Source organism: Acidobacteriota bacterium (assembly GCA_016712445.1).
In the GTDB taxonomy this organism is placed as follows: Bacteria; Pseudomonadota; Alphaproteobacteria; order Caulobacterales; family Hyphomonadaceae; genus Hyphomonas.
On the sequence record JADJRB010000001.1, the window covers coordinates 2175097 to 2188744 of the forward strand.

General features: G+C 65.5%; 10 protein-coding genes and 1 tRNA gene. 4 read left to right on the forward strand and 7 right to left on the reverse strand.

Annotation, left to right across the window (positions count from 1 at the left end):
* Positions 1-21: 21 nt before the first annotated feature.
* Entirely contained in the window at positions 22-678 is a 657-nt protein-coding gene (locus IPK75_11090; protein ID MBK8198908.1) for a hypothetical protein, read from the reverse strand.
* A 230-nt stretch (positions 679-908) separates the two neighbouring features.
* Positions 909-2909 (reverse strand): DNA topoisomerase IV subunit B, encoded by a 2001-nt coding sequence (parE, locus tag IPK75_11095; GenBank protein MBK8198909.1) that lies wholly within the window; start codon positions 2907-2909, stop codon positions 909-911.
* Between the two features lie 291 nt (positions 2910-3200).
* Here parE and lon point away from each other — a divergent pair, with 291 nt between their 5' ends.
* On the forward strand, positions 3201-5624 hold the full coding sequence (gene lon, locus IPK75_11100; protein MBK8198910.1) for an endopeptidase La: 2424 nt from the start codon (positions 3201-3203) through the stop codon (positions 5622-5624).
* 273 nt (positions 5625-5897) lie between these two features.
* Positions 5898-5973 (forward strand) — tRNA-Val (locus IPK75_11105).
* A gap of 6 nt (positions 5974-5979) precedes the next feature.
* On the opposite strand, the gene IPK75_11110 is transcribed toward IPK75_11105, so the two are convergent.
* The gene (locus tag IPK75_11110) at positions 5980-7113 is read right to left on the reverse strand and encodes an acyl-CoA dehydrogenase family protein (protein ID MBK8198911.1); all 1134 of its coding nucleotides are present in this window, start codon (positions 7111-7113) and stop codon (positions 5980-5982) included.
* A gap of 96 nt (positions 7114-7209) precedes the next feature.
* Positions 7210-8460, reverse strand: a complete 1251-nt coding sequence (locus IPK75_11115) for a HAMP domain-containing histidine kinase (GenBank protein ID MBK8198912.1) — start codon at positions 8458-8460, stop codon at positions 7210-7212.
* Between the two features lie 215 nt (positions 8461-8675).
* Between IPK75_11115 and IPK75_11120 the strand changes: the two genes are divergently transcribed.
* A complete protein-coding gene (locus IPK75_11120) occupies positions 8676-9929 on the forward strand; it encodes an FAD-dependent oxidoreductase (protein MBK8198913.1) in 1254 nt (417 codons plus the stop codon).
* Between the two features lie 89 nt (positions 9930-10018).
* Here IPK75_11120 and IPK75_11125 read toward each other — a convergent pair whose 3' ends face one another.
* The gene (locus IPK75_11125; protein ID MBK8198914.1) at positions 10019-10837 is read right to left on the reverse strand and encodes a hypothetical protein; all 819 of its coding nucleotides are present in this window, start codon (positions 10835-10837) and stop codon (positions 10019-10021) included.
* Positions 10838-10897: 60 nt separating this feature from the next.
* Between IPK75_11125 and IPK75_11130 the strand changes: the two genes are divergently transcribed.
* Positions 10898-11815 carry a fatty acid desaturase family protein gene (locus tag IPK75_11130; GenBank protein MBK8198915.1) on the forward strand — a complete coding sequence of 306 codons (918 nt, stop codon included), beginning with the start codon at positions 10898-10900 and terminating at the stop codon, positions 11813-11815.
* A gap of 129 nt (positions 11816-11944) precedes the next feature.
* Here the strand turns inward: IPK75_11130 and IPK75_11135 are convergent, their stop codons facing one another.
* Positions 11945-12790 carry a crotonase/enoyl-CoA hydratase family protein gene (locus IPK75_11135; GenBank protein ID MBK8198916.1) on the reverse strand — a complete coding sequence of 282 codons (846 nt, stop codon included), beginning with the start codon at positions 12788-12790 and terminating at the stop codon, positions 11945-11947.
* A gap of 144 nt (positions 12791-12934) precedes the next feature.
* Positions 12935-13567, reverse strand: a complete 633-nt coding sequence (locus IPK75_11140) for a fasciclin domain-containing protein (protein MBK8198917.1) — start codon at positions 13565-13567, stop codon at positions 12935-12937.
* Between the last annotated feature and the right edge of the window lie 81 nt (positions 13568-13648).

Below are 13648 nucleotides of genomic sequence, written 5' to 3' on the forward strand. Positions count from 1 at the left end.
AGGGCAGGTTGCGCGTGCGCGTCAGGAGGAGTCCGGGCTCAGTTCGGCCTGCAACGCAGCGTGGTTGAGGCGGCTCAGGAGATCGGCGGCGTCACCTGTGAGGCTGCGGGCGCGGGCGCCGGGCGGGACCGTATAGGCAAGCGTGAGTTTGCGGTCCGGGCGGCGGCGCCGGGCAAGCCGGCGGGCATGGCGCAGCGGGTTTTCGAAGGCGAGTTCCAGCGCCTCGAGCCGGCGCAGGAACCGGCGGTAAGTGGCGGCCTCGTCCACGGGGCGACGGGCGGCAGGGACAGGCGGCGGGGCCTCGCCGGCGATGGAGATTTGCGGGCGGCGCGCAAGCGGCAGGCTGCCTTTGCGGGGCGGGGCTTCGAAGAGGCGGAATGCCGGACGACGGGCCGGTTGTGAAGGCTTGCCGCCGGCGGGCGGCGGCGGCGCATGGGTCCGTGTACGGACAGGATCAGGTGCAAGCGTTGCTGCGAGCAGACGCAGGGCGCGGCGCATGGCGCCTTCTGCCGGGGCGAGGTAGTCGCGCATCCAGAGCCTGAGTTCGCGGAGGGTGGGACGCGCGCCGGCCGCGCCGAGCAGGCCGTGCAGCGTGTCGATCAGCCAGACAAGCAGGTGCTGCGCCTCGCTGAGGAGGGCGCGCTCTGGATGATCCGTACGCGGAGCTGTCTTTGCCATGTGGCGAGTATACGCCCGCTGGCAGAGGGGTGGCGTAAGTTTCCGGTTATTATTTTGTAAGCCGTTGATGGAGCTGGGGATTTTGTTTTTGGGGAAGGGGTTTTTTGTTGCGTAAGGGCTGCATTCAAGACCCTCACCTCCCATCGCTTTGCGATGGGCCTGCTCGGGGCATTTGCAGTGCAAATGCTTGTCCCTCGCAGCCTCTCCCACAGGCAGAGGGGTTAAGTGGTTTAGATATCCAGCTCTTCGACGAAGGCGGCGTTTTCCTGGATGAATTTGAAGCGGAGTTCGGCCTTCTTGCCCATCAGCGTGTTGATGAGTTCGGCGGGCTTCATCTCGGTCAGCTCGTCCATCGAGTCCGGCAGGGTGACGCGGGCGAGGATGCGGCTGCCCGGGCTCATCGTAGTTTCCTTCAGCTGGGCCGGGTTCATCTCGCCGAGACCCTTGAAGCGGGTCAGCTCGATCTTCTGGTTGCCCTTGAAGTGTTCCCTGGTGATCCGTGCACGGTCCTCGTCGTCCATCGCATAATGGATGTTGCCCTTGTTCGCGAGCTTGTAGAGCGGCGGCTGGGCGAGGTAGAGGCGACCGGCTTCGATCAGGCCGGGGGTCAGGCGGTAGAAGAAGGTGATCAGCAGCGCGGCGATATGGGCGCCGTCGACGTCGGCGTCGGTCATGATGATGATGCGCTCATAGCGCAGGTCATCGAGGTTGAAGCGGCGGCCGAGCTCGGTGCCGAGGGCAAGGGAGAGGTCCGAGAGTTCCTGGTTGCCCATCAGCTTGTCGTCGGAAGCGGATTCGACGTTCAGGATCTTGCCGCGCAGGGGCAGGATGGCCTGCGTCTCGCGGTTGCGGCCCTGCTTGGCGGAGCCGCCGGCCGAGTCGCCTTCGACGAGGAAGAGTTCGGTGCCTTCCGGGCCCTTCGCCGAACAGTCGGCGAGCTTGCCGGGCAGGCGCAGCTTCTTGGTCGCCGACTTGCGGGAGACTTCCTTCGCCTTGCGGCGGCGGGCGCGCTCGTCGGCGCGGTCGATCGCCCAGGAGAGGAGCTTGTTGGCTTCCTTGGGGGACTGGGCGAGCCAGTGGTCGAAGTGGTCGCGCACGGCGGCTTCGACGAGGCGGAAGGCGTGCGTGGAAGAGAGCTTGTCTTTCGTCTGGCCGACGAATTCCGGGCCGCGGATGAAGACCGAGAGCAGGAAGCCGGAATGGCCCATGACATCCTCGGCGGTGATCTCGGCGGCTTTCTTGTTGCCGGTCAGTTCGCCGAAATTGCGCAGGCCCTTGGTGATGGCCGAGCGGAAGCCGGCCTCGTGGGTGCCGCCTTCGGGGGTCGGGATGGTGTTGCAGTAGGAGCGGGCGAAGCCGTCCTGTTCGCCGAAGCCGGCCTGGGTCCAGGCGATGGCCCACTCGACCTTGCCGTCATGGCCCATGTCGACGAGGCCGGTGAAGGCCGATTCGGTGATCGTGGCCTTGTCGTGGAACACTTCGTCCAGCTGGTCGGCGAGGCCGTTCGGATAGGAGAGGACCGCGTCGGCGGGGATTTTCGAGTCTTCCGGCAGCAGGTCTGCGTCGCAGGACCAGCGCACTTCGACACCCCGGAAGAGATAGGCCTTCGAGCGGGCCATCTGGAACAGGCGGGCCGGGCGCCAGCGCAGCTTGTCGCCGAAGATCTGCGGGTCCGGCTTGAAGCGGACCATGGTGCCGCGGCGGTTCGGCGTGGTGCCGACCTTGGCGAGCTTGCCCATGGGGGTGCCGCGGGAGAATTCCTGGCGGTAGACGGTGCGGTCGCGGGCGACTTCGACTTCCACGTGTTCGGAGAGCGCGTTGACGACCGAGATGCCGACGCCGTGCAGGCCGCCGGCGGTCGAGTAGGCCTTGTCGGAGAACTTGCCGCCCGAGTGCAGCGTGGTCATGATGACTTCGAGCGCTGATTTCTTGGGGAATTTCGGGTGCGGGTCGACCGGGATGCCGCGTCCGTTGTCGGTGACGGCGAGGTAGCCGTCATTGGTGAGCTTGATCTCGATACGGTTGGCGTAGCCGGCGACCGCCTCGTCCATCGCGTTGTCGAGGACTTCGGCGAACAGGTGGTGCCAGGCGCGCTCGTCGGTGCCGCCGATATACATGCCGGGGCGCTTGCGGACGGGCTCCAGGCCTTCCAGGACCTCGATGTCCTTGGCGGAGTAGGCGCTGGAATGGGACAGGAGGTCGTCGGACTTCAATTGCTTGGCGGCGGCCATTCTGGTCTCCAAATCGGTCGTGTCACGTATCGGCCCATCAAGGCTTGCGCCGCTTAATACGCCGTTAACCTCGGGGGTTGGGGCGTAGCGGTTCCGCGGGGATTCGGGAAGGGCAGGCCGGCACCGGGCGCTGTGCAGTAGCTCTTTTCACACCTTTGTTGAGCAGGGTTAAGCTTGAAGCGGTCATTCGTGGTTTCCAAATACCGTTTACCGCCCGACAATCGCCATATCGGTGGTCGAGGGTTTCTGGGCCGCCGCTGAGACGGGGCCCGCTACAAGGAGGCATTGCATATGCCAAGATCGAAGACTGTGCCGGTGTTGCCGCTGAGGGACATCGTTGTTTTCCCGGACATGGTGGCGCCGCTGTTTGTCGGCCGCGACAAGTCCGTCCGCGCCCTCGAGATGATCGAGGAGAGCGAGAACGAGATCATGCTGGTCGCGCAGAAGGATGCCGCGATCGACAACCCGACCTCCGGCGACATGCATACCGTGGGTACGCTGGCGACCATCCTGCAACTTCTGAAATTGCCCGACGGCACCGTGAAGGTGCTGGTGGAAGGCAAGACCCGCGCGCGGCTGGTGCAGCTGCACGACCGGGGCGAGTATTTCGAGGCGGAAGTGGAGGCGATTGCCGAGGCCGAGACGGCCGGCGGCGACGTGACGGCGCTGATGCGCGCCGTGCAGGAACAGTTCGAGAGCTATGTGAAGCTGAACCGCAAGATCCCGCCGGAAGCGGTGTCCTCGATCGGGCAGATGACCGAGCCGGGGCGCCTGGCCGACCAGGTGGCGTCGAACCTGTCGGTGAAACTCTCCGACAAGCAGGAACTGCTGGAGCTGCCGGATGCCAAGGACCGCCTCGAGAAGGTGTTCGCCCTCATGGAAGGCGAAATGGGCATGCTGCAGATGGAGCGGAAGATCAAAAACCGCGTCAAGCGGCAGATGGAGAAGACCCAGCGCGAGTATTACCTGAACGAGCAGATGAAGGCGATCCAGCGCGAGCTGGGCGACCAGGGCGAAGGCGGCGAGCGCGATGAGCTGGCCGAACTCGACCAGAAGATTGCCGACACGCCGCTCAGCCAGGAAGCCCGCGCCAAGGCCGAGGCCGAGATGAAGAAGCTGCGTCAGATGTCGCCGATGTCGGCGGAATCGACCGTGGTGCGCAACTATCTCGACTGGCTGCTGTCGCTGCCCTGGGGCAAGCGCAAGGAGATCGTCACCGACCTCCGCAAGGCCGAGAAACAGCTCGACGATGACCACTACGGTCTCGACAAGGTGAAAGAGCGGATCCTCGAATACCTTGCCGTGCAGAAACGCACCGGCAAGCTGAAGGGACCGATCCTCTGCCTCGTGGGCCCGCCGGGCGTCGGCAAGACCTCGCTCGGCAAGTCGATTGCCGAGGCGACGGGTCGTGACTTCGTGCGCGTGTCGCTCGGCGGCGTGCGCGACGAGAGCGAGATCCGCGGCCACCGCCGGACCTATATCGGCTCGATGCCGGGACGGGTGATCCAGTCGCTGAAGAAGACGAAGAGCGGCAACCCGCTGTTCCTTCTCGACGAGATCGACAAGATGGGCATGGACCACCGGGGCGACCCGGCCTCGGCCCTGCTCGAAGTGCTCGACCCCGAGCAGAACTCGACGTTCAACGACCACTACCTGGAAGTCGACTACGACCTCTCGGATGTGATGTTCGTGACGACGGCGAACTCGCTCAACATGCCGCAGCCCTTGCTCGACCGGATGGAGATCATCCGGATTGCGGGGTACACGGAAGAAGAGAAGCTCGAGATCACCAAGCGCCACCTGATCCCTCAGGTGCGCGAGGACCATGGCCTGAAGGCCGAGGAGTGGATCGTCACCGATGGCGCGATCCGCGATCTCATCCGCTTCTACACCCGTGAAGCCGGCGTGCGCAGCCTGAAGCGCGAGATTGCGCGCCTTGCCCGCAAGGCAGTGCGCGAACTGGCGCTGAACGAAGGCTCAAGCCTGACGGTGACCGAGGGCAACCTCGCGACCTTCGCGGGCGTGCGCAAGCACCGCTACGGCCTTGCCGACGAGACCGACCAGATCGGGGCCGTGACCGGCCTTGCCTGGACGGAAGTCGGCGGCGACCTCCTCACCATCGAGGCGGTCAAGATGCCGGGCCGCGGCGCCATGAAGGTGACGGGCAACCTGCGCGACGTGATGAAGGAATCGATCCAGGCGGCGAGCTCGCTCGTCCGTGCACGGTCGGTGACGTTCGGCATCAAGCCGACGGCCTTCAATACGACGGACATCCACGTGCACGTGCCGGATGGCGCGACGCCGAAGGATGGCCCTTCGGCAGGTATCGCCATGACGACCGCCATCGTCTCGCTGCTGACCGGGGTTCCGGTCAACCGCGAGGTCGCGATGACGGGCGAGGTAAGCCTTCGCGGACGGGTGCTGCCGATCGGCGGCCTCAAGGAGAAACTGCTCGCGGCCTTGCGCGGCGGCATCAAGACGGTGCTGATCCCGAAGGAGAACGAGAAGGATCTCGACGAGATCCCGGACAATGTGAAGACCGGCCTGAAGATCATCCCGGTCTCCGACATCCAGGAAGTGCTGAAGCTGGCGCTGATGCGCCCGCTGACGCCGATCGAATGGTCCGAAGCGGACGAGGCCGCGCTGCAGGCGAGCCTCTCGGGCACACCGGGCACCTCGGCCGGCGACTCCGACACGATCCGTGCGCCGCACTGAGCTTTGGGGAACTGATAATTGGAAAGGCCCGCTTCGGCGGGCCTTTTTGTTTGTGGCGTTGCGGAAAGACCCTCACCTCCCATTGCTGCGCAATGGGTCCCCCCTCTCCCATTTCATGGGAGAGGGGGCAGGTGGCGATCGGGGCGGCGAGGTGAAACCCCTCTCCCGCAACGCGGGAGAGGAGGGGCCCGCGCCCAAAGGGCGTGGGAGGTGAGGGGCTTTGCCCTTGCGTTTCGATTTGCGGAACGGCAAAGAGGCGGCATACCGATCTGGGGGCGATTAGCTCAGTTGGTAGAGCGCCTGCTTTACACGCAGGATGTCGGCGGTTCGAGCCCGTCATCGCCCACCATTCCCCTCACGGACAGCCGATGGCGCGGGCGAGGATGTTGCGGTGGACTTCGGATGTGCCGGAATAGATCGTGGCCGCGCGGGTCGCGAGATACTTGGCCGGGGCGAAGTCCGACCAGGGGGCGGCTTCGAGGCCGGTTTCGGTGATCGCCTGATGCAGCTCTGTGGCGAGGAGTTTCAGGGCGGAGGTGGCGGGCGCGTCGTCTATTCCGAGGCCGGACGATCCGGCGCGTCGCTCCAGCGCTTCGAACAGGTCGATGCGCAGGTCGAGGTGGGCGAAGCGTTCGGACAGGCGGGCGTCGATGTCTCCCGCGCCTGCGGCGGCATGGCGGGCGGCGCGCAGGGCGCGGCGCAGGACGCCGGTGGTGGTGTTGTTGCCGCGCGCGATGGCCATCAGCGTCTTGGCGGCTTTCCAGCCTTCGCCGATGGCGCCGATGCGGTCGGCGGCGGGTGTGCGCACGCCATTGAAGAAGACTTCGTTGGTTTCGCATTCGCCGTCGAGGAAGCGGATGGGGCGAACCTCGATGCCGGGGCGGTTCATCTCGACGAGGAGGAAGACGAGGCCTTCGCCGCCGCGTGTGTTCGGATCGCAGCGGGCGAGCAGGAACATGTGCGTCGCGTACTGGGCAAAGCTCGTCCAGAGCTTGCTGCCGGTGAGGATGAAGTCGTCGCCGTCACGCTCGGCGCGCAGGGTGAGGGCCGAGAGATCGGAGCCGGCCTGCGGCTCTGAAAAGCCCTGGCACCATTCATGGGCGCCGGAGAGGATGGCCGGCAGGTAGCGCGCCTGTTGCTGGCGGGTGCCTTCGGCGATGATCAGTGGACCGATGGTGCGCACACCGGAGGATTGGAGCAGCGGCGCGTCGCGGGCAGCGCAGGCGTTCTCGAAGTAGAGGCGCTGGGCCGTGGTCCAGCCGGCGCCGCCGAAGGCGGTGGGCCAGGAGGGCGCGTACCAGCCGCGGGCGCGCAGCTTGTCGCCCCAGGCGCGGCAGGCCTCGGGCGACGACTTGAGGCCCGTGGTGGCACGGCCGGCGGCGCGCAGGTCTTCGGTGAGTTCGCGGCCGAGAAAGGCGTCGACCTCGGCGCGGAATTCGCCGTCGGCGAGGTCAGCGGCGTCTTCCGCGAGGGGCAGGCAGCCGTCCATCGTTGCGTCCTTGCATCTGGACGCGAGGATCAGGCCGGGGCGGCGGGCGCGGAATCCGGGAAACTACGTGGGTGACCGCAGGGCAGGGCGGCCGGATCAGCTGTTCGGGCCGGCGCGCAGCGAACGGCGAAGGAAGGATTCGAGCTTGAGGACCGGATTGTGGTCGGTTTCGCGCAGGTCGCTGGTGGCGGCGAGATCGGCCTGCGTTGCTTCGCCGCTGGCATAGCCGATGATCTGTTCGACGCGGCCTTCGAGGGATTCCGTCAGCAGGCGGATCTGGTCGGCGGCGCGGTTCATGTCGGTCTTGGTGACAGGGATGCGCGAGCCGGCATCCATCATCGAGGCCTGCAGGCGGATGGTGCGCAGGGGCACCAGCAGTTCGGACGTGACGGAGCGCAGGAAGCGGGTCTTGGCGTTGCTCGCCTCGTCGGCCTCCTGGCGCAGCGATTCTGCTTCCTGGCGGGCGTCTTCGATGCGCGTCACGTCGGTGAAGATCTCGACCGAGCCGATGCTGGCGACTTCGTAGGTGGCCGTCTGCCAGTAGCGGTCGTGGGCGTGGACGACGCCGCCGAGGGATTCGACGTTGCGCAGGGCGGGTTTGACCTGGGTATAGAGTTCGTTCTCGAAGACGACCTTTCCGTCCGTGGACAGAACGGCGAAGGCCTGGCCGGACCCGTCGAGCGCGACTTCAAGGATTTCGCGCAGCTGGGTGGCTTCCTCGACCGATTTGACTTCCTTCAGGTACAGCTTGAAAGCGGCGCGGGCGCCGAAATAGATCGTGAAGAACAACAGCGACAGGCCGATCGCGATGGCGATCATCCGGTCGTTGAAGTGGACGATGATGTGGACCAGCAGCGGCAGGACCGAGCCGACGAGGTAGCGCATCACGAGGCGCGGGTTGCGCGGCAGGACGCACATCAGGCCGGCGCACATCGAAACGGTGAAGAGGCTCGAGAAGATCAGCGAGTCGAACGGGTCGGACCTGAGGTAGAGCGGCAGGCTGCCGAACACGAAGCCGGTGAAGATCGACATCGACTCCGAGCGGCGCACATAGCGGCCACTGACGGTCTTGGGAGTCGCGCGGCCGGATTTGCGCAGGTAGTCGAACAGCATCAGCGCGGCCATCACGAAGTTGGTCGCGGCCCAGGCCACGACCATGCCGTCATGGGTCATCGAATAGGCGACATAGCCGGCGATCATCGTGTTGAAGATCGTGATCATCGCCATCAGCTGGACGGCGCGCGACAGGTCGAGGTGTTGTTGCAAGCGAACGCGCGGGCCGATGGCCGCGTCCTCATTCGGCTTGTCCGTCAGGACATACCGCAGGAAGTTGTGCGTATCACTCATTCTCCGGCTTATGGCAGGGAAACGTTTTTTTCAGGCTTGAGCCATCGCATCGATTTTCGCGGTGGAATTTCCGGGTTGTTAACCAGCACACCTGCTTTGCTTGCTGGCAATGTCCCGATTGCCTGCCTGCGTGGCCGCGCCGGCACCCTCGATCGCGAGGTGGACAGGCTGCGGACATGCTGGCACCAGCAGGCTGCGCGCAGGGAATAAACGGCATGCCAGAGTTGAAAATAGCGGTGATCGGCGGCGGACCGGGGGGCTTGAGCGCAGCTCAGTTCCTCCGCGAGTCCGGCCATCATCCCGTTGTTTTCGAACGCGAAAACCGGATCGGCGGCAAGTCCTTCTCGTTCGGGAACGGGGATGCCTTCAATGAGATGGGCACCTGCTACACGACCCGCCAGCATGTCATCGTCAAGCGCTGGATGAAGCAGCACGGCATCCACCTGAAGCGCCTGGGCGAGGCGCGGTATGACGATGCGCCGGTGGTGGACTATGTGAAAAAGGGCGCCGGGCCGCCGCTGGCGGTGCAGGCGCTGAAGTTCGTCAGCGAGGCCGGCCGGCTGCGGCGGCGGATTGCGGCCGAGCCGTCGAACCCGGCGGTGCTGGCGGAATCGGCGATGACCGTGAACGACTGGCTGGCGCGTCTGAACCTGCCGAAACTGGACCTCGCGATGCACCGGATCCTGCCGGCGCAGGGCTATGGCTACGCGCAGGAAGTCACCATCGGCCAGACGGTGCAGTGGTGCGATTTCGACCTGCTGATCTCCGGCGTGCTGAACGACATGCACATGCCGGTGGAGGGATGGAGCGAGTTCTGGAACCGGTTCGCCACAAGGTTCGAGGTGCGGCTCGAGGCGCCGGTGGACGCGCTTGACCGTAGCGAGGACCGGGTGGTGGTGGTCGCGGGCGGCAAGGGCGAGGCGTTCGATGCGGCGGTATCGACCGTGCCGATGGACGAGTTCATGCGCCTGACGCCGCTGCTGCCGGCCGAGCGTGCAGTGCTGTACGGCGTGGAGTGGCAGAATTACACGACGACGCTGGTCTCATCCAAGAACTGGTTCACGGGCGCGCAGGTGCATGGCTATTCGCGGGCCTGCAAGGACCCGTCGCTGCGCGGCGCGATGCTGGGCTCTCGGCGCGAAGGCGAGATGACAGAAGACGGCGCGCATCTCTACGTGACGGGGCAGTTCTCCAACGGCCTGACGCCGCCGGAATTGCGCGAGATCCTGCTCGCGGACCTGGAGCGCCTGGGCGTGGTGGCCGATACGCTGATCTATGCGCGGACGTGGAAGTATTTCCCGCAGTACCGCGCTGAAGCGGTGGCCGACGGCCTGTTTTCCGCGATGCGCGAGGCGCAGGGCGGCAAGCGGACCTGGTTCAGCGGCGCAACCTTCTCGCATGAGCTGGTTTCGTCCGTGGTCGAACGGTCCCGCCTGTCGGTGCGCGATCTGGTGAAGCGGCTGGGGTAGGCGATTCCGCTGGAAGCGGAGTGGCTGGAGGAGGCGTAGCGCCCCCTCACCCACAACCCCCTCTCCCGGGGGGAGAGGGGACTTGAAGGTCAGGCTTCGACGCTCGCGTAATAGTCCCGCCAGCATTTCTGGCCGGTCCTGTTATAGGCGCGCATGCCGTCGACCATTTCGAGAAAGGCGCGCTGGTCGCCGAGCTCGGGCGGCAGGAGCGGATCGAAGTTGATCTGGCGGATGACGGCCTGGCCTATGAGCAAGGTTTCGCGCGCGGCGGCGTCGGCGCCGAGCGCTGGCAGACAGGCGAGGCTTTCCCGCATGGCGTGCATGGCGGCGGCGTAGGAGGCGGCGAGATCGCCGGCGGACCAGAGGTCCGGCCAGCCGGGGGCGGCCGGCATGGCGGTGGCCGTGACGTTCATCAGGCTGATCGCTTCGTCGGCGCCAATGTCGATCAGGTCGGCCCTGTGGTCATCCAGCGCGCGGGCGAGGTTTGCGGGGCGCACCCACAGGGCGGCGCCGGCCTCACGGTAGCCGGAGAGGGCGAGGGCGCGTTCGCGGGCGCGCACCTGCTTGCGGTCGGTGCGGCCGAGATTGTGGGTCAGCGCGACGAGCCAGTCGCCCTTCCAGGGCGCGAGGCGGGCGCGGACATTCTGCCAGTCCTGCACGCGGCGGGTGAGGCCGCGCGCTTTCGGGCCGGGGCGGTAAACGCCGCGGTCCGGGCTCTCGACCAGGCCGTCCTTGAGCAGGCGCGTGACCGCCACACGCAGGGTGGGCGCCTCGATGCCGAACAGCGCGGCGGCGTGGACGAGGCGCGCAATGGACGTGTCGGTCTTCGCGCCCGTGCTGCTGAGCAGCGACAGGACGAGGGCGCGGGCCGAGACGTCGGCGGGAGCGAGGGGTTGAAAATGATACATCATTTGACGTGATATGACATATCGTGTAATAAATCACTAAGGAAGGTTCTGGAGGACACCGTGGCTGCAACCATCAAGCTTTCGGACGCGCTGTCAAAAGACGAGCTGCGCGACCTGCGGCAGAAGTCTGACCTGCGGGCGGCGGCTTCGTTCGTGTTTACCTGGACGCTGATTGCGGGCGCGTTTGCCGTTGCCATCGTCTGGCCGAACCCGGCGACGATCCTGCTCGGCGTCATCATCCTGGGCGGGCGGCTGCTGGCACTCGGCGTTATGAACCATGACTGCGCGCACCATGCCTTCTTCAAGAACCCGAAGGTGGACGAATTCGTCGGCCACTGGCTGTGCGGCGCGCCGCTCAATACATCGCTGCATGTCTACCGGGCGTATCACCTGAAGCATCACAAGTTTGCCGGCACGCCGGATGACCCGGATATCGGTTTCGTCAAGAATTACCCGGTGCCGGCGGAAAGCCTGCGCCGGAAATTCATCCGTGACCTGACGGGCCAGACGGGCTACCGCGACACGCTGCGCAAGATCCGGAATTTCAAGCTGTCGAAGAACTGGCCCTGGCTGACCTTCCATGTGCTGCTGCTGGGCACGCTGACGCTGGCGGGGGCGCCGTGGGCCTACTTGATGTGGTGGGCGGCGGAGCTGACCGTGTATCCGGCGATCGTCCGCCTGCGGCAGATCGGCGAGCATGGCACGGCAAAGGACCGCACGAGCCTAGACCCGCGCCTCAATACCGGCACGACCGTGGCGCCGTTCTGGCAGCGCGTGTTCATTGCGCCGAACGACGTGAACTACCACCTCGAGCACCACATGTTCGCGAGCATTCCGCCTTACCGGCTCGGCAAGCTGCACCGGCTGCTGGAATCACGCGGCTACTATGACGGTTTCGACTGCATCTCGCGCGGCTATGGCGATGTGCTGCGGCGCGCCGTTCGTTCGGACGCGCCGCGGATGCTGGCGGCGGAGTAAGCAGGCATCCGGCTGCCTCGAACGGCTCATCCTGAGCGAAGTCGAAGGACGAGCCGGGGCTTGCGGGCGCTGGGCTTGGCCCATCCTTCGATTTCGCTCAGGATGAGCGTTTGATTTGTTTGGTGAGGCCTACATCGGCTCCGTCCGATAGGGCGCGAGGTCAGGGAAGACCGGCTCGCGCTTTTCGGCGCGGGCGGCGAAGGCTTCGGCCATGTGCGGCGGCGGGAACATGGCTGTGTTCCAGAGGCCGATATAGTCGAGCGTTTCGGCGGTGGTGTGGTCGCGGCCGTAATTGATCAGAACTTTCGAGCCGGTGACGGCGAGCGGGTTTTTCGAGGCGATCTCGCGGGCCGTGGCGAGGACGCCGGCGACGAGCTCTTCATGCGTGTCATAGATGTCGTTGACGAGGCCGATTTCCTTCGCCTTCGCGGCGTCGATGCGGCGGCCGGTATAGGCGAGTTCTTTCACCCAGCCTTCCGGGATGTAGCGCTGCAGGCGCGGGAAGGTGCCGACATCGGCGGTCATCGCGATGTTGATTTCCATGATGCAGAAATAGGCGTCTTTCGTGCACCAGCGGATGTCGCCGGCGGTGATCATGTCGATGGCGCCGCCGATGACTGCGCCGTGGCAGGCGAAGAGGACGGGGATGCGCGCGTCTTCCATGCAGTTGAAGGAAGCCTGGATGGCTTTCACGTTGGTGCGGAAAGCCTCGGCCATGACATAGCGGTCATGCTCGGCGGCGGGGCGGGGCGAGGTGAAGACGGATGTGTCCATGCCGGCGGAGAAATGCTTGCCTGTGGACGAGATGACGATGACGCGGGCGAGGGCGTGCTGGTCGATGGTGCGGACGATTTCCGGAAGCTCGTTCCAGAAAGCCTTGTTCATCGTGTTCATCGCCTCGGGACGGTTCATCTGGATGTGGGCGACCTTGTCCTCGATGGTGACCTTGAAGGCCTCGTAGGATTTTTTCAGCATGGGCAGGTTCCTCCGTTTGGTGCGGAGTGTAGCAGGCTGGCGGGGAGCGGCGAGGGGTGACGCGGGGGGAGCCCTTGCTGCGGATGCCAAAGGGGGAGCGCTCACGCGCTCCCCCTCCCAGCACATCCGTTCGAACAAAGGGGGTCAGTTCGGCAGGAGTACCTTGTCGACGACGTGAATGACGCCGTTCGACTGGTCGACATCGGCGATGGTGACGGTGGCGGCATTGCCGCTCTCGTCGGTGACATAGGCAGCGCCGTCCTTCGTCCAGAAGGTCAGCGTGTCGCCGCTGACGGTGGTCAGCGTGGCCTTGCCACCTTCAGCCTCTGCCAGGGCGATGAGATCGGCCGCCTTGAGGTCGCCGGCAACAACGTGGGCGGTGAGGATCTTCGTCAGCGTGTCCTTGTTCTCCGGCAGGAGCAGGCTGTCGACAGTGCCGGCGGGCAGGGCTTCGAAGGCGCTGTTGACCGGCGCGAAGACCGTGAACGGGCCCGGACCGGAGAGGGTTTCGACGAGACCGGCAGCCGTGACGGCCGCAACGAGGGTGGTGTGGTCGGCTGAATTGACGGCGTTCTCGACGATGTTGCGGTTCGGATACATTTCGGCGCCGCCGACCATGACGGTCGTCATCGGGGCTTCTTCCGGCATCTTTTCGCTGGTGGTTGCGGTGGTTTCGGCCTCGGCAGAGAGGGCGGCAGGCTTAGCGGCTTCGGTCGGCGTGCAAGCGGCCGCGAGCGCTGCGGCGGCGGCGCCGAGCATCAGGGTACGGAGTTTCATGAATCTGGTATCCTTCGTGTATGTGGGATCGAGCCGGATTGTTGGTTCGATGCATCGCATACGCAGGCCCGTGCGGATTGG